General features: G+C 62.3%; 9 protein-coding genes and 1 rRNA gene. 3 read left to right on the top strand and 7 right to left on the bottom strand.

Annotated features, from left to right (window positions below; all coding sequences use genetic code 11):
* Positions 1 to 108 precede the first annotated feature (108 nt).
* Positions 109 to 224: ribosomal RNA gene (gene rrf, locus ACKLLE_RS26850) — 5S ribosomal RNA — on the top strand.
* Positions 225 to 278: 54 nt separating this feature from the next.
* On the opposite strand, the gene ACKLLE_RS26845 is transcribed toward rrf, so the two are convergent.
* From ACKLLE_RS26845 to ACKLLE_RS26825, 5 genes are all read right to left on the bottom strand, one after another.
* Positions 279 to 746 carry an SRPBCC family protein gene (locus ACKLLE_RS26845; RefSeq protein ID WP_064304366.1) on the bottom strand — a complete coding sequence of 156 codons (468 nt, stop codon included), beginning with the start codon at positions 744 to 746 and terminating at the stop codon, positions 279 to 281.
* Positions 747 to 769: 23 nt separating this feature from the next.
* Positions 770 to 4,189, bottom strand: coding sequence for an amino acid adenylation domain-containing protein (locus ACKLLE_RS26840; protein WP_420059572.1), 3,420 nt, complete (start codon positions 4,187 to 4,189; stop codon positions 770 to 772).
* The gene (locus tag ACKLLE_RS26835) at positions 4,186 to 5,133 is read right to left on the bottom strand and encodes a diiron oxygenase (RefSeq protein ID WP_420059570.1); all 948 of its coding nucleotides are present in this window, start codon (positions 5,131 to 5,133) and stop codon (positions 4,186 to 4,188) included. Before ACKLLE_RS26835 ends, ACKLLE_RS26840 begins: the two co-directional genes overlap by 4 nt.
* Positions 5,130 to 5,906, bottom strand: a complete 777-nt coding sequence (locus tag ACKLLE_RS26830; protein WP_420059569.1) for a DUF3050 domain-containing protein — start codon at positions 5,904 to 5,906, stop codon at positions 5,130 to 5,132. The genes ACKLLE_RS26835 and ACKLLE_RS26830 overlap by 4 nt, the downstream gene beginning before the upstream one ends.
* A 543-nt stretch (positions 5,907 to 6,449) precedes the next feature.
* Entirely contained in the window at positions 6,450 to 7,157 is a 708-nt protein-coding gene (locus tag ACKLLE_RS26825; protein ID WP_420059568.1) for a GntR family transcriptional regulator, read from the bottom strand.
* A gap of 321 nt (positions 7,158 to 7,478) precedes the next feature.
* Here ACKLLE_RS26825 and lapG point away from each other — a divergent pair, with 321 nt between their 5' ends.
* A complete protein-coding gene (gene lapG / locus ACKLLE_RS26820) occupies positions 7,479 to 8,141 on the top strand; it encodes a cysteine protease LapG (RefSeq protein WP_420059571.1) in 663 nt (220 codons plus the stop codon).
* Between the two features lie 9 nt (positions 8,142 to 8,150).
* Entirely contained in the window at positions 8,151 to 10,082 is a 1,932-nt protein-coding gene (gene lapD / locus ACKLLE_RS26815) for a cyclic di-GMP receptor LapD (RefSeq protein WP_420059567.1), read from the top strand.
* A 168-nt stretch (positions 10,083 to 10,250) separates the two neighbouring features.
* On the opposite strand, the gene ACKLLE_RS26810 is transcribed toward lapD, so the two are convergent.
* Together ACKLLE_RS26810 and ACKLLE_RS26805 are read right to left on the bottom strand one after the other, a co-directional pair.
* Positions 10,251 to 10,592 (bottom strand): hypothetical protein, encoded by a 342-nt coding sequence (locus ACKLLE_RS26810; protein ID WP_009407649.1) that lies wholly within the window; start codon positions 10,590 to 10,592, stop codon positions 10,251 to 10,253.
* A 145-nt stretch (positions 10,593 to 10,737) separates the two neighbouring features.
* The coding region (locus ACKLLE_RS26805; protein WP_474198473.1) for an immunoglobulin-like domain-containing protein at positions 10,738 to 16,947 on the bottom strand (6,210 nt) is incomplete at its 5' end.

Here is a 16,947-nt window from a genome sequence, read left to right as displayed (position 1 = left end):
AAATTCCGAAACCCCTATCTGCGTATGCAGGTAGGGGTTTTGTCTTTTAGTAGAAGTACCAGGATTTCGCTGCGCCGTCGCTTGATGACGGAACGGCACACAGAATTTCTTGACGACCATAGAGCGTTGGAACCACCTGATCCCATCCCGAACTCAGTAGTGAAACGACGCATCGCCGATGGTAGTGTGGAGCTTCTCCATGTGAGAGTAGGTCATCGTCAAGATTCATTCCGAAACCCCTGTCTGCATTGCAGACAGGGGTTTTGTCTTTTCAGGGCCTAGGTCAGCAGATTGCGCACATTGTTCATGGCGTCGTCGGCAAACTTCTGCAGAAAGGCCTGAAACGCCGGGAGCGCCTCCGGGCCGCCCTCCCATGGCTCGCCCTGGATGGTCCATATAGCCCGGCTGCGGTTGTTATCCAGATCCTTAACCTCCATGGCCGCCCATAGATTGCCGATATTCAGGCTGGTATGAATCAGGCTCCAGGTCATGTACATCGCCTGCTCATCCCTCGAGTTCAGTTGCTCGATCACGAAGTTGTTGTCTTTGAAGAACTTCTTGCGGATCGAACGCACGCCAGTACCCGTCATCTCGATGTGGCTGAGTGCCGGTATGAACACGGCGAACCCGGCGAAATTGCCAACGATACGCCAGGTATTGCTTGCCGGTGCTTCGATATCGACCTGGGACACGACCAGGCAGCCTTGCGGATTGCGGATCAGCGTGTCGGGTTTCAGTACTCGCATGATGTTGCCCTCTGGGTGGTGAATCAGATGAAGCGGATTTCCCGCAGGTAGCGGCAGCCAAGCTCAAGCAGGGCAGGGCTTTTCTCCGGATAGCGCTCGCCCATCAAGTGCACGCCATCGCGTGCATTGGCATGCTCGATCAGTGAGATGTCGCCGATGTCTTCCTCGAACCCGTCGAGATAAAAGCCGAGAACGTCAAACAGCGCGTTGTCGCGATCGACCTGCTGTAGTTGGAGCTGCCACTGCGCCACGCTGACCAGCTCGAAGCTTCGCCCGGCATCACGAAATGCCGCGACATAGCGCGCCCAGTGAAGAGGCTCCGGGTTATGAAGGTGGAACACGGCCTGTCCAGCGCGATAACGGCTGGCGTGGAAGGCGATGAAGCGAGCCAGGAAGTCCACCGGCATCAGATCGAACTGAAGATCCAGTGCCGGCACCTGACCCAGTTGCAGTGAGCCCTTGAGCATCAACATCAGACGGTTCTTTTGCGGCTGTGAGACGCCACTGCGGCTGTTGAAAGTGATGTTCCCCGGGCGAAACAGGTTCACCCAGACACCTTGCTCCTGCGCGCGCTGAAGAATGCGCTCGCCCACCCATTTGCTCAGGTTGTAGCCGTTGCGGATATACAGTGGCGGAGTTGCAGCGGGCGGTTGTTCCAGCACGCGACCGTTTCCATCCCTGGCGCTGCAAGCAGACAGGGTGGAGACGAAATTGAAAATCTTCTTGGTACGCCCCTCGCACAGGCGCAAGCACTCGAAGAGCGGCTCGACGTTGTCCGCTGCCAGCGCCGGGTAATCCAGCACGTGGTTAACCTGGGCCGCATTGTGGATAAGTGCACCGTAGCGACGATCCAGGTCTTCATGGTCGGCGTCGCTCAGGCCCAGCTTCGGCCGTCGCAAATCGGCTTCCAGCACGCGGATGCGCCGCCAGTCCAGGCCATTGATGCGATTCTCGCTGACCGCCTGGGCAAAGCGTTCGGCAGCACTGGTGTCCGGTCCACGTCTAACCAGGCACGCTACTTCCGTTGCACCCCAATCCAGCAGCGCTGCGACGATATGTACACCGAGAAAACTGTTTGCCCCGGTCACTATCACCCGGTGCACATCACCAAGCCTTTCCATCGGTAGTGCTTGTAATTCGATCGCACGGGCGGCATCTGCCAACGCTTGCGGATGGACGACACCATTACTGATTCGCGCCCCACTGAGCAATGCGCCCAGGCGCTGCAGTGTCGGCTCTTCGATGAAGCGATTTATCGGAATGCCTTGACCGAAATGCTCACGAATCGCCAATAGCAGGCGCGACAGCAGGATCGAATGTCCACCGAGGTTGAAGAAGCTGTCATCGGTGGAAATCTCCTCGACTGGCAACTCCAGCAGCTCGCTCCACAAGCCCAGCAAACGCGCCTCCAGAGCGCTGGCAGGAGGCCGACGCTGCCCGTTTCCTCCAGTAGCCACTGACAGACCCAACAACGCCCGACGGTCGATTTTGCCGTTGGCAGTGTAGGGCATCTGTGCAAGCTCTTGGTAGACCGATGGCCGCATATAGTCGGGCAGATGCTGTTGGGCATACAGACGCAGCCGGTCAGGCGCCTCGGCCTCCTTCGGCTGCGCGAGAAAGGCCAACACCCGACGTTGCTCGTCGATCACAACCGCGACCTGGCCGAATAGACGGCTCCCGCGCAGGCAATGCTCGATTTCCTCGGGTTCGACACGGAACCCGCGGATTTTCACCTGGTTGTCCCGGCGCCCACAGATTTCGATACCTGTGGCAGTCCATCTGGCCAGATCGCCGGTGCGGTACAGCCTGATCCGTTCGCCGTCGGGCAGTTCGAGGCTAATGAAGCGTTCTTCGCTCAGCGCTGGATTGTTCAGGTAACCCAAGCCGACACCAGGCCCGCCGATATACAGCTCGCCGCGGCTACCCTCCGGCACCGGCTGCAGCTGTTCGTCGAGCAGGAACACCCGGCTGTTGCTGATCGGCATCCCGAGGTTGCGCACGCTGTCTCCCGGCGCGAACACCCGGGTAGTGGCCAGCACCGTGGTCTCGGTCGGGCCGTAGATATTGTGGAAGCGAAAGCGCCCGGCCAGCCGCTCCACCACGGCTGGCTCGCAGACATCGCCTCCGCTGACCAGATGTTCCAGGCTGGTGCTTTCCAGCGTCAGCAGGCTGAGCAGGGCAGGGGGCAGGAATGCGTGGGTCACCTCCTGCTGCCGAATCAGCGCCTCCAGGCTTGCCGGATCCCGCCGCTGTTGCTCGTTCGGTACCACCAGTTCCGCTCCGCAGACCAATGTCGGCAGGATGTCGAGGAGCGAGGCATCGAAATTGATGGTGGAAAACTGCAACACGCGGCTGTTCGGTGTGAGCCGCACATGGGCGCTGTACCAGGCCTGGAAGTGGCTGATATTGCCCTGGCTGAGCACTACGCCCTTGGGCTGGCCGGTAGTGCCGGAGGTATAGATCGCGATGCAGGGCGCATCGGTGTCCGGCCTCGTCCTGACCAGGCCGGCCCCTTCCGTCCGCTCCGGCAGATGGCCCAGATCCAGCGTCGGAACTGCACCGGCAAGTGCCGTGCTCGTTGCATCATGGATCAGCACGCTGGCCTGGGCGTTGCTCAGAATGAAGCGCAAGCGTTCGACAGGCGTTTCCGGATCCAGAGGCAGATAAATCGCCCCGCAACCCAGTACCGCCAGCAAGCTGGCATATAGCCCCACCGATTTCGGTAGGCACACGGCAACCACCGGTGCCTTCCCGCTCAGCAACGGCAGTAACCGAGCCTGTATGGCCGACGCTTGCCCGTGCAGGTGGGCATAGCTGAAGCGCTGTCCATCGAAATTCAGCGCCGGCAGCCGCGCATGTTCCAGCAGGCTTTGTTCCAGTCGCACGATCACTGGGGTTGTGCTTGCCAGCAGTAACCCTTGTTCCAGGTCACGGTTGAAGACATGCATCCACGCCAGCTTTTCCAGCCAATCCAAGGCATGCTCATGGGCCTGGCGCATCGGCTCACTGGCCTGGATCTCGCGGAAATGATCCGGGTAGCGTGAGAGGCGACTGACATGCAATGCCGCCCGCTCCTGCAACGCCTTCAGCGCCCTCATACGCAGAGCCTGGCCATTGCCTGAAACTTCCTGCTCCAGCGGCTGACGATCGATCAGCCGCTGTGCCTGCGCCGTACCTGCCCAATACAGCAACTCCAGCTCGGGCAGTTTTCCGGCGACCGGTGTGCTGCTGCCAACCCGCAGGCCAAGAACTGCACAGCCGCCGAAGTCCGGCAGCTCGCGGCTGCCGTCTTCGATCACCAGGTCGGGCCTGGCCGAGGTGTGGCCAGCAAGTGCCTCCTGACCGTTAGCCAGCTTTACCACATGACCATGTTCCTCCAGCTGCGAATGCAGCATGCCCAAGGCCTGGCTACTGCCGGCCAGCACAATCTTCAGGCGTTTCATGACTCCCTCCTTGCCGATGGCAGGTAGCCGGCCAGCGCTTCTTGCACACACGGTGTATCGAGCAGTGAGCTGTTTCTGAAAAAACGCAGGATGTTTCCCAGCAACGGATGCTGATGACCAATCGGCCAAGCCATGCTGGCCACCTCCTCCCGCAGTGCTGCAGCGACCGGCCTTGCGATATCCAGCGCTTCGATCAATTGCAGGTCGAACGACTTCTGGATCTCGTTGGTCAGGTAATGCGCAATGAACACCGGCAGTACCCCGGCGATCAGTTGGCGATCCGCCTCCGGCGCCTGGCTCCAATAGATCCGGGTCAAGCGTGCCCAGAAGGTGGAATGACGCCCCTCGTCGAGCAGATGGTCGGCCATCAGCCCCTTGATCGACGGCTTGACGCTGTCGTCCCGGGCAAAGGCGGCGACGTCGTTGGTCAGGGTATTTTCCGCAATGGCTACGCAGATCAGCTCGACGGCGTCGCGCAACCGCTCGGGAACCAGCGCCAGCGCGGCCGGAATGGCCCGGCTCAACTCGATCTCGGTCGGCAGGATCACCGGTTGGATGCCGGTCAGGGCAATGGCCTGCTGCATGAAGTCCATCGCCACCAGGGCGTGATAATCCTCGTCCACTACCACGGTCATGGCGTCGTAGCGACAGGCCGGGGGAAAGCGCACGGCGAAGCGGTCCTTGGCAATGGCGCGGGCGGTGCGGTCAACGATCTCGGTCTCGAAGATCACCACGTCGTTGATGAACTTGTAGAGCCCCTGTGCGAGGGCGAAGTCGCGCAGGTGCGCGCATTCGTTCTGGAAGGTTGCAGTCAGTACCAGGGGGAGCCGGCTCAACGGATAGAGCAGGCGATGATCGTCTTCCACCAGGCGCCGGGGGCGAGTGCGGATGGTGGCCCGGTCTTCCCAGGTGTCGGAAAAGGACTGATAGTCGAGACTGTTCATACGCTGGCCTCGGCGACTTCCTGATGCATCGACAGACGCAGCCGATCCCAGAATGCCAATCGGCTTTCCACCGCAGCGATCGCAGCCTCGTACGTTTCCCGCTCGCGTTGGGGATCGTCGCCGACCAGGCGTGCCAGCAACTGCCCGGCTGCCGGCCCGTGATCCTCAGAGTCCACCTCGATGTGCCGTTGCAGGTAATAGCGGAAGGTCGGCGCCTGGCTGCCGGTGATTCCCCAGTCATCGAGAATGCGCTGGAACATGGTGGGAATCACGCTCTCCCGTCCATGCAGGAAGGCTGCAGCCACGGCATGTGCCGGGGCATTCAAGGCGATGTCCAGGGTTTGCCCGACAAACTCCCGGGCCGCTTCGCTGGCGCCCGCGTGGTGCAGTGCGGCGCGATGAGGCATACCTTCTCGCTGCAGCGCGACGAAACGCTCGATGCCGACGGTGCAGGCACCGACCTCGCGCATCGCATCCAGATACAACTCGAAATGGCTGTAGTGGCCTCGATCGAGGCGATCATCCGACTCCTCGCCCAATACGATTTCGTTGATCAGTCGCGCGGCCTCCGGATCGCGTGGCGGCAGCCAGGGCAAGCGGATGCAGGTCAGCTCTTGCTGCAGGCGCTTGGTCAGCGACATGAAATCCCAGACGGCATAAACATGGGTTTCCATAAAGCTACGAAGTACCGGAAGCGAATGGATTTCAGCGAAGATCGGGTGGTTCGCCAGTTCGGTTTTCTTTTCATGCAACAGCGGTTCGAGACTGTTCATTGCAAGTTCCTTGAATGACCTGGTGGCAGCCGAAAGTTGTGCGCTGATTATTAATCCGGGCGAAGGGGCGCCCTGGGATTTACAACCAGCAGGCTAGGGGATTGATGCTCTCGTGGAGCCGGCTTGATGCCCGGCGAGTAGAAGCTAAGGCAACTTGAAAGTTTTTCGCAAGTTATTTGCAAATATAATGTTTCCGCTGATTTTCGTAAGTTGAGCGCGTTCATTAAAACAAGTGAACGTTGTTTTATTTGGATGAAAGTTCCCGCTTCGGCTAATAAGCGCCAAAGTAAGTTGATAATGAGTGAATGCCTCACTCCGGGCACTTTCCGGAAATTAACGAACGGACTGGATTCTTTATTGGGGCGGTTGATCGCAATCGGCCCTCGCCCGGGCGCGCTCCTTCTGCTGGTTGCAATTCGTGCAGGCGACCAGGGCCGTGCCGCAGCCGATCGATCGGTCACTTGCTCGAACTAGAGTGTGCAGAAAACGCCCAGCCTGTCATGGCCGGGCGAAGCGGGCGTGGGAAGCGGGGGAGAGAAACGCTTACCGGGCGGTCTTGCCCAGATAGTCGCGAATGGTGCGCATCGCCTTGTCGAGGTGGCGGTGCAGGATGGCCACGGCATCCTCGATGGCCTTGGCCTCGGCGGCATCGACCAGGCCGTTGTGATCGTCCTGGGTCAGCTTGCCCAGGCCCATGGAAGACAGGTGAAAGCGCAGGAAGCGTTCTTCCTGCAGCAGTTCGTTGTCGATCAGACGCAGCAGCTTCCTGTTGTGCGCCTTGGTGTAAAGGCTCATATGAAACAGACGGTTCAGGCGTCCGATCTCGGCGTGCCGGGTTTCGTTCTCCAGCAATTGGATATAGCCGCGTGCCTGGGCGATGTCTTCAGGGCCGAGCAGGGGAATCGACTGGCGCAGGGCTTCGCTTTCCAGCATGGTGCGCAGCTCGTAGGCTTCTACTGCGTCCTCGCCGATCAGCGGGGCGACTACTGCGCCCTTGTGCGCCACCACCGTCAGCAGCTCTTGGGCTTCCAGCTGACGCAGCGCCTCGCGAACCGGCATGCGGCTGACCCCGAACAGGGTTGCCAGTTCCTGTTGGCGGATCGCCATGCCCGGCGCCAGGCGTCCGTCGAGTATGGCGCTGCGCAAACGTTCTTCGATCACGCTGCGAGCCAGGTGCGCGGGGACCTGTTCGTTACCCAGGATGCTGCTGAGGAGTTTGGTTCTAGCGGCCACGCTGGTGTTGTCCTGCATTCGGTGCGGATTGGATCCAATCACGCTAGTGAGGGGTTCGCTGCTTGTCAAACCGTGCCGGCCATGCCGTTGGCAGAATCGTTTCGCCTCACGCCGGCAAGGGCCTGTGGCTGGACCGGCGCTAATCCTGAATGAACTTTAACGGGAATGAAAGTGGTGCGCCGGGCCGGGCGCCAACCGATTGTCGGACACCCTGAAAGGTGATGGCGCAATGATTGTCCGGCGCTGATTGTTTTTTCCGGGGCCTGGCGGCACCATCGTCCTTTCCAGGGATTTCGCGGACAGTCTGCCTTGGCGATACGTTGGGCCATTTTTCTGACCATGCGCCGGGTGGGATTCGCCCTGCTGCTTGGCCTGGCGTTGCTGGGCGGCTTGCGCGCGGACTGGGATTTTTCCCAGATCAGCCGCAAGGCCGCTGCCCTGTATGGCCCGCTTGGCGCGGGCCAGCAGCGCATCGACGCCTGGCAGCAACTGCTGGCAACGCAGAAGCAACTCGACGAGGCGCAGAAGCTGCAGGTGGTGAACCAGTTCTTCAACCGCCAGTTGCGCTACGAAGAGGATATCGACCTGTGGCACGAGGTCGATTACTGGGCCACGCCGATCCAGTCGCTGATCAAGGGCGCCGGCGACTGCGAGGATTACGCCATCGCCAAGTACTTCAGCCTGCGCCGCCTCGGCGTTGCCGCCGACAAATTGCGCATCACCTACGTCAAGGCCCTGCGGCAGAACCGTGCGCACATGGTTCTGACCTACTATTCCAGCCCTGACGCCATGCCCCTGGTCCTCGATAGCCTGATGAATGCAATCAAGCCGGCCAGCCAGCGTCCCGACCTGCTGCCGGTCTACGCCTTCAATGGCGAGGGCTTGTGGCTGACCGGCGCGACGGGAAACAAGAAAGTCGGCGATACCAAGCGCCTGTCGCGTTGGCAGGATCTGTTGAAAAAGATGCAGGCGGAGGGATTCCCTGCCGAGCCGGTCTACTGAGGAGCTCCGATGTCACTGTTCAAACAATTGTTGCTCGCCATCTGCCTGTTCCTGGTGGTCGCTTTCAGTGGCAGCTTCATGGTCAGCCTGGAAAGCTCGCGCAGCCAGTACGTCAATCAGTTGCGCTCGCATGCCCAGGATGCCGCTACGGCACTGGCGCTTTCGTTGACGCCGAACCTGGATGACCCGGCGATGGTCGAGCTGATGGTCAGCTCGATCTTCGACAGTGGTTACTACGCCAGCATCCGTGTGGTCGATCTCGGCTCCAATGCGGTACTGGTGGAGCGCCATGCCGACCCTGACCCGGGTGGAGTGCCGCAGTGGTTCATCAAGCTGATCGGCCTGGAAGCGGCCGGTGGCGATGCCATTGTCATGCGCGGTTGGCAGCAGGCGGCGCGGGTCGAGGTGGTCAGCCACCCGATGTTTGCCCTCGCCAAGCTGTGGCAAAGCGCCCTTGGCAGCCTTGGCTGGCTGCTGCTGTGCGGGGCGCTGAGTGCAATTGCCGGTGCCCTGTTGCTGCGGCGCCAGTTGCGTCCGCTGGACTACATGGTCGAACAGTCCCACGCCATCGCCCGCCGCGAATTCCTCAGCCTTCCGGACCTGCCGCGCACGCCCGAGCTGCGCCGGGTCGTGCAGGCGATGAACCAGATGGTCGAGAAGCTCAAGGCGCTGTACCAGGAGCAGGCCGAGCGCAGCGAGAAGCTGCGGGTCGAGTCCTACCAGGACAGCCTCACCGGGCTGGCCAACCGGCGCTATTTCGAGATGCAGTTGAATGCCCGGGTCAGCAACCTGGAAGAAGCCCGCGACGGCTACCTGCTGTTGCTGCGCATGCAGGACCTCGCCGGCCTCAACCAGCGTCTTGGCGGCCAGCGTACCGACCAGCTGTTGCAGGCGGTCGGCCAGCAACTGAAAGGCATCTGCGCCAGCTTCCCGGAAACCAATAACCTGATCACCCGCAGCCGTGGTGGCGAATTCGCCGTGCTTGCGCCAGGCCTGAGCCATGACGACGCCATTCGCCTGGCGGAGGCGCTGGACGCCGGCCTGCGCGGGATTTCCGATGTCACGCCTTCGGCTTGCATCGGCCTGGCGCCGTTCAGCCCGGGTGACGAGCCCAAGGCCTTGCTGCAACTGGCCGATGAGGCCCTGGCCCGGGCCCAGAGCCAGCCGGAGCCGTCGTGGGTGTGCCTGGAGCAGGGTTCTGCGACCCAGGCCAGCGATACCCACCGGAAGTGGCATACGCTGCTGGACCATGCCCTGGCCCAGGGTCGCTTCGAACTGTTCTTCCAGCCGGTGGTGGACAGCAACCATCTCGATCGCGTGCTGCACTACAAGGTGCTCTCGCGATTGATCGACGAGCGTGGCGAAGCCATCGCCGCGGGCCGCTTCCTGCCGGCGCTGGAGCGCTTCGGCTGGGCAACCCGTCTTGACCTGCTGATGCTGGAAAAGGTGCTCAAGCAGATGCACGGGCATGACCGCTCGCTGGCGCTGAACCTGTCGGCAACCACCGTGGCCAACCCGTCCAGCCTGCAGAAGGTCTTCGACCTGCTTGGCCAGCATGCCAGCCTCGGCCCGCGCCTGACTCTGGAAATCGCCGAGGAGCAATTGCCCGAGCAGGCGGTGCTGGAACAGCTGACCCGGCGTCTGCGCGGGCTAGGCTTCAGCCTCAGCCTGCAGCATTTCGGCGGTCGCTTCAGCATGATCGGCAACCTTGCCCACCTCGGCCTGGCCTACCTGAAGATCGACGGCAGCTACATCCGCGCCATCGACGAGGAACAGCACAAGCGCATCTTCATCGAGGCGATACAGCGCGCAGCCCACAGTATCGACCTGCCGCTGATCGCCGAGCGCGTGGAAACCGAAGGCGAGTTGCAGGTGCTTCGGGAAATGGAGATCCAGGGCGTGCAAGGCCGCCTGGTGGGCGAACCGGCACCCTGGCGCTGAAGAAGATTTTGGAAGCTATACGGACCCTGTGGGAGCGGGTTTACCCGCGATTGCGGTAGTGAAGTCACTATGGCAATCGCGGGTAAACCCGCTCCCACAAGGGACTGAGTGATGCTTTAGAACTGTTTTCTGCGCGACAGCGCATACACCTACAGGGAGCGCGGTGAGTCAGATCAACCCGCCCTGCTCGTCTTCATCGATCAGGTTGTTCAATCCGCCCAGTGCGGCCCGTGCGGTGTTGCGGTTGAGCAGCTTGGCCTGGGCGCCCGGTGGCAGGTCGGTGATGCTGATCACGCCCTTGGTGGTCAGCACGTCGATCAGGTCCTCCAGGACCCGGATCATGTCCAGGTCGCTCTGCTTGAGCTGCTTGAGGCTGTTCTCCACCACATCGTCGGCGAACCACTCCAGTACCTCGGCGTGATCGGCCGGCAGCATTTCCGTGGCCTCGGCAAAGGCAACCGCTTCGACCCGGAGTAACTGGCCCGCCGCATCGCGTTGCACGTAGAACATGGTTTTACCTCGTCTCGTCGAATCCATCTCGTCAGCAGCTTAGGCCAGGCGCGCAGCGCGCGGCGCATGAGTATGCTTGGCCGCGACGCATCAGGCAAAACGGCCGTCGTCCGCCGGCTCCGCAGAGCCGGCGTCGGAACCGCTGTCAGCTGTTGTTGTGGTCGATCTTGATGGTCGGATCCGCACCGCTGATCAACGAGTTGATCGAGGTATTGGACCAGTTCACCCCTTCCAGCTTGATCGTTACGTCGGCATTGGCGATGCCGCCGCTTGCGTTCAGCTTGCCTTCACTACTGACCTGCAGGGTCGACTCGCCGTTCACCGTGGTGATCTTCAGGTAATTGTCGATGGTGCTGGCCTTTTCGCCCTGGAGCAGGTCGCTCAGGTCGAGACGGTCACCTTCGGCCGGCTTGAAGTCCTTGATGATGTCGTTGCCGGTATCCCCCGCCCGCCAGATGAAAGTGTCGGCACCCGAACCACCGGTCAGGGTGTCGTTGCCCTTGCCGCCGAACAGCAGGTCGTTGCCTTCGCCACCGAGCAGGGTGTCGTTGCCGGTACCGCCAAGCAGGATGTCATTGCCCTTGCCGCCATCGAGCGTGTCGTTGCCGCCCTGGCCGAAGAGAATGTCGTTGCCGTCGCCGCCGAACAGCTTGTCGTCGCCATCGCTGGTACGCGAGATGTCGAACTCGCTGATGTGCTCGGTGACGTACTGGTGCATGGTCTTGCTGTCCACCGCGCTGACATCGATGCCCTTCTGCTGCGCAACGTAGCTTTGCAGGGCTTCGACGCCGTTGCCGGACACGGTCGGGAACAGGATCAGGTCGCCGAACACGATGTCGTTGCCATCGCCGGCATTGACCGTGTCGTTGCCCGGAAGGGTCGCCTCGGTGTGGCCGAGGATGGCGTTGGCCAGGTTGTTGGCGTCGATGTTGGTTTGCGGCACACCGTCGGAGTCGTATGGCTTCAGGTCGCTGGTGTTGATGTCGCTGCCGATACCGATGGCCTCGATGTTCGGCGACAACGCCTTGAGTACCGCGAAGGCGCTCTTCGAGTTGTTGATGGTGTCGGTGTCGGCATAGCTGCCCTGGCCGGCCAGGCTCGACAACTCGTAGGTACCGTCGCCCTGGGCATGCAGGGTGCCACTGAGCGACGAGAACCAGCTGCCGTTCTTGTACAGGTTGAGGTTGCCGCTGCTGTCGATGGTCAGGTAGTTGTTGTTGTCCAGGTTGGTATTCACCACCTGGCCGATCTTGTAGTTGATCGACGACAGGTAGGTGTCCATCGTCAGGTTGGCCTTGCTGCCGCTGTAGGTGATCAGCGTCGGGTTCACCCGTTCGCCGGTCTGGTAGTAGGTCGGCTGGCCGTCGGTAATGAAGAAGGTCTGGTTGGTCGCGGTGACACCGGCGTTCTTCAGGGCCTGGAACCAGTTCGCAGTGGTCTTGAAGGCGTCCTCGTAGTTGGTGCCGCCGTTGGCCGACATCGACGTCAGGGCGTTTTTCAGGGTCTGCAGCGCGCCGCTGTCGGCCAGGTTCACCGATACGGTGGATTTGACCTGGGTGGCGAAGTCCACCAGGAGGATGTTCACCGTGCCGGAGCTGGCGCCCTGGACGCTGTTGGACAAGGTGGTGAACACCGACTGCAGGGCTTTCTGCGCCGCGTCCACCGAGTCCTTCATGCTGCCCGAGGTGTCGACGATGAATGCCAGGTTGTAGTTCTGCCCGGCGACCACGTGCAGGCCGTTGATGTCGGCGGCGATGAGGTCGTTGCCGTCGGTACCGGTCCAGGTGTCGCTGTCGGCGGTGGCGTTCACCGCTGTGGCGTAGGTGTCGCCATACACCGTGACCTTGATGCTGCCCGGCGTGGTGGCGCTGCTGCCGTTGACGCTTTCGGTGGCGATGGCGCTGACCGACACGTTGAAGGTCCCGGAGTAGTACGCCGGTGGCTTGATGGTCAGGGCGTTGAGGTTCCAGCCGGTGACGTCTACCAGGGTGCTGCCCACGGCGACACTGTGGCCGGCGTTGTCGCTGATTACCGAGCCGGCCGGGATGCCGCCGAGCTTGACCGCCAGGGTTTCCGAGCCGTCGGTGTCGGTCAGGGCCGAGCTGATGCCGACCAGTTTGACCGTGCCGTTCTCGCCGCCTTCATTGAGCTTGTAGCCGTCGTAGTAACCCTTGCCGCCGCTGCCGTGCAGGTCGGAAACGGTGACGCCGGCTGCCGCCAGGGCCGCCACGGTCGGGTACAGCGCGGTGCCGGCCTGGCTGACGTCGATGGTCGCGCCGCCGTTCACCGAGAGGTTGACGTCGTAGCTGCCCGGGCCCGCCTGGTTGTAGTGGTAGATCTCGACGGTGTAGTAGCCGCTCTTGGTCGGGGTGAAGGTGCCGTTGAGCTGGCCGCCGGCGCCCCAGGTGGTGCTGGCCACGTCCTTGCCGCCCACTACCACTGCCAGGCTGTCGTCACCGGTACCGGTGAATTTGTAGGTGCTGCCGGCCTCCATGTACATCAGGCCGGACGTCTTCGAGGCAACGCCCGCCGTCACCGAGGTTTCCGCGGCGTTGGTGGCGATGGTGGTGGACTGCGCCTTGCCGGCCGCCGCGTCGATCACCGATTTCAGGGTTGCGGCATTGGCGCCGTTGCCGTCGGTGCCCAGGCCCGACAGCCCGGTGTAGATCTCCTTGGTCAGGCCGATCGAGGCCACGGCGTTGCTGCCGATGGTCAGGGTCGGCTGGTCGGCGACCGGGGTGATATCGACTTTCAGCGTGGCTTCGTTGCCCATGTCCTTGCCGTCGTACGGCTTGAACTTGATCTGCGCATAGTCGGCCTGCTGGTTGCCCACGCCGGAGCCGCCGTTGGCGCTGATGCCCGACTGGTTGGCCTGCGGCACGAACTTCAGGTTGCCCGCATCGATATCGGCCTTGCTGAACACCTTGCCGGTGTCGGCGGCGGTCAGGGTCTTCCAGGTTGCGCCGTCCTTGTATTGCAGGGTGCCGTTGGCCGGCAGCTGGGTGATGGTGATGCCCAGCGCGCTCGGCAGGTTGTCCAGGTCGCTGACACCCAGGCTGGACCAGGTCAGGGCCAGGTCGGTGTCCTCGGTGCCGGTGATCTCGCCACCGGCGGCGGTCGGTGCATCGTTCACCGGCACCACGTTGACCGTGGTGGTGGCGACGTTCGAGGTATTGACCCCGTCCGTGACCGTCACGGTGATGACCCGTGGTGTGCTGCTTGGGTCATCGCTGGTGTTGATGAAGGTGATGTTCTTCAGGCGCTGGATGTAATCGGCGATCGACGCCGGGCCGCTAAGGACCAGGGTGACCTTGTCGTTGGTGCTCACCGCATTGATGCTGATGCCACCCACGCTGTTGCCCAGGTTCAGCGCATCGCCGGCCATGCGGTTGGTCAGGGTCACGGTAGCCCCGGTCATCAACGTGCTGTCGTAGTCGGTGATGTTCAGGTCGATATCGCCGATGGACACGCCGGCGCCCGGCTGGCCTTCGGTGAAGGTCACCTGGTAATCGGCACCGGTCGCACCGCTGGAGTTGTTGGCGTCCAGGTCCAGGACCGGTGCCGGCTCGTAGATCGAGGTGGTCACGCTGCCCTGGGTCGGGCTGACCACCACGCTCTCGAAGTTGCCGCCGGTGGCCGAGTCGATCTTGACGGTGAACTGTTCCGTGCCTTCGGTCACCAGGTCCTTGATGGTCGGGATGGTGAAGTCGACCTTGTTCGCCCCGGCCGGGATGGTCACGGTGGTCACGCCGGTGTAGTCCGAGCCATTGGTGGCGGTGCCGGAATAGCTCAGCTTGACGGTGACCGCCGACTGCGACGGGTTGCTCAGGTTGATGGTGTAGCTGCCGGTCGCGCCCTCGGCCACCAGCGTGCTGCCGCTGATGCTGATGGTGGTCGGCGTATTGGTGTCGGTGACCTGGGTGACCGCTGGCGTGGCGTTGTAGGCCAGGTTCTCGAAGCCGCCACCGCTGGCACCGGTGATCTTCGTGCTGATGCTGCTGGCGTCGATGTACGGGGTGTCCGCCGGTGCTGGCAGGGTGATGCTGCTGGACAGCTGGTCCTTGCCGATAACGATGGTCGAGCCGTTGGACAGCGTCACGGTTACCGGCGACGCTGCCGAGTTGGTCAGGGTCGCGGTGTAGGTGATCTGCCCGCCTTCCTGTACCGAGCCGGTGGCGCTGAGGCTCACGGTGGTGGTGTCGATCGGGCCGTCGGTGACCGTGGTGGTGGTGGTGCCGGAGGCTTCCAGTTTCTCGAAGTTGCCGCCACTGACGCCGGTGATGCTGTTGGTCAGCGTCGGGTTGCTGGTGTACGGGTTGTTCGGTGCGGTGTAGTTGACCGAGCCGCTGGTGGAATTGACCGGGATGGTGATCGACTGGCCGTTGGCCAGGCTGATGACCAGCGGCGCAACGGTCACCGGCGAGCTGACGGTAGCGGTGTAGACCACGGTACCGCCCTCGATCACGCTCGGGGTTGCACTCAGGGTCACGGTGCTGGTGTCGATGGTATCGGTGACCGAAGTCACGGCCGGAGCCGAGCTGACGTTGACCTTCTCGAAGTCGCCGCCGGTGGTGGCGGTGATGCTCGTGCTGACGTTGGTGGCATCGACGTACACGCTGTTCTTCGGCGCATCGACGGTCACCGAGCCTTCGCTCAGGCCCTTGGCGATGTTGATGGTCGAGCCGTTGCTCAGGGTCACGGTCATCGCCGAGCCGGCCGGGTTGGACAGCTTGGCGGTGTAGGTGATCTGGCCGCCTTCCTGCACGGTGTTGGTCGCCGTGAGGGTGACATTGGTGGTGTCCAGGTTCGACGGGCTGTCGGTCACCGTGGTGGTGGTCGTGCCCGTGCTCACCAGCTTCTCGTAGTTGCCGCCGGTCATGCCGGTGATGCTGTTGGTCAGCGGTGTATTGGTGGCATACACATTGTTCGGCGCGACGTAGGTCACGGTACCGCTGGTGGCATTGACCGGGATGGTGATGGACTGGCCGTTGGCCAGGCTGATGACCAGCGGTGCCACGGTCACCGGCGAGGTGACGGTGGCGGTATAGGTGACCACGCCGCCTTCGACCACGCTTGGCGTGGCGGTCAGGGTCACGGTCGAGGTGTCGATCGTATCGGTGACCGCCGTCACGGCGGGCGTGCTGCTGATATACAGTTTCTCGAAGTCGCCGCCACTGGTGCCGCTGATCGTCGCGCTGACATTGCCGGCGTCGATATACACGCTGTTCTTCGGCGCATCGACGGTCACCGAGCCTTCGCTCATGCCCTTGGCGATGGAGATGGTCGAGCCATTGCTCAGGCTGACGGTCATTGCGCTGCCGGCCGGGTTGGTCAGTTTGGCGGTGTAGGTGATCTGGCTGCCTTCCTGGACGGTGCCGGAGGCGGTCAGGCTGACCCCGGTAGTGTCGAGGTTGTTCGGGTTGTCGTTGACCACTGTGTTCGGCGCACCAGCGGTCACCAGCTTCTCGTAGTTGCCGCCGGTTACGCCGGTGATGCTGTTGGTCAGCGGTGCGTTGGTGGTGTAGACGTTGTTCGGCGCGGTGAAGTCCACCGAACCGCTGGTGGCATTGACCGGGATAGTGATCGACTGGCCGTTGGCCAGGGTGACTACCAGCGGTGCCACGGTCACCGGCGAGCTGACGGTGGCGGTGTAGGTGACCACACCGCCTTCGGTCACGCTCGGCGTGGCGGTCAGGGTCACGGTCGAAGTATCGATGGTGTCGGTGATGGAGGTGATCGCCGGAGTGCTGCTGACGTTGACCTTCTCGAAATCGCCGCCGCTGGTGCCGGTGATGGTGGTGCTGACGCTGGTGGCATCGACGTAGACGCTGTTCTTCGGTGCATCGACGGTCACCGTGCCTTCGCTCATGCCTTTGGCGATGGAGATGGTCGAGCCATTGCTCAGGCTGACGGTCATGGCGCTGCCGGCCGGGTTGGACAGCTTGGCGGTGTAGGTGATCTGGCCGCCTTCATCCACCGACGGTGTGGCGCTCAGGGTGACGTTGGTGGTGTCCAGGTTCGACGGGTTGTCGTTGACCACGGTAGTCGGCGTGCCGGTCGATACCAGCTTCTCGAAGTTACCGCCGGTCATGCCGGTAATGCTGTTGGTCAGTGCCGTATTGGTGGCGTAGACGTTGTTCGGTGCCGTGAAGTTGACCGAGCCGGAGGTTTCGTTGACGCCGATGGTGATCGATTGGCCGTTCTGCAGGCTGATAACCAGCGGGGCCCCGGTAACCGGCGAACTGACGGTGGCGGTGTAGGTGACCACGCCGCCTTCGGTCACGCTTGGCGTGGCGCTGAGGGTCACGGTCGAGGTGTCGATGGTATCGGTGACTGCGGTTACGGCCGGAGTCGG

The sequence above is a fragment of the Pseudomonas bharatica genome, from assembly GCF_048586865.1.
GTDB classification, from domain to species: Bacteria; Pseudomonadota; Gammaproteobacteria; order Pseudomonadales; family Pseudomonadaceae; genus Aquipseudomonas; species Aquipseudomonas bharatica.
Note: the sequence above shows the minus strand (reverse complement) of the source record. Positions and strands in the feature narration are given on the sequence as shown.

Coding starts and splice junctions, on each gene's coding strand:
- ACKLLE_RS26810 (WP_009407649.1), bottom strand. CDS start 10,592: ATGTTCTACGTGCAACGCGATGCGGCGGGCCAGTTACTCCGGGTCGAA.
- ACKLLE_RS26835 (WP_420059570.1), bottom strand. CDS start 5,133: ATGAACAGTCTCGACTATCAGTCCTTTTCCGACACCTGGGAAGACCGG.
- lapD (WP_420059567.1), top strand. CDS start 8,151: ATGTCACTGTTCAAACAATTGTTGCTCGCCATCTGCCTGTTCCTGGTG.
- ACKLLE_RS26845 (WP_064304366.1), bottom strand. CDS start 746: ATGCGAGTACTGAAACCCGACACGCTGATCCGCAATCCGCAAGGCTGC.
- ACKLLE_RS26830 (WP_420059569.1), bottom strand. CDS start 5,906: ATGAACAGTCTCGAACCGCTGTTGCATGAAAAGAAAACCGAACTGGCG.
- ACKLLE_RS26840 (WP_420059572.1), bottom strand. CDS start 4,189: ATGAAACGCCTGAAGATTGTGCTGGCCGGCAGTAGCCAGGCCTTGGGC.
- ACKLLE_RS26825 (WP_420059568.1), bottom strand. CDS start 7,157: ATGCAGGACAACACCAGCGTGGCCGCTAGAACCAAACTCCTCAGCAGC.
- lapG (WP_420059571.1), top strand. CDS start 7,479: ATGCGCCGGGTGGGATTCGCCCTGCTGCTTGGCCTGGCGTTGCTGGGC.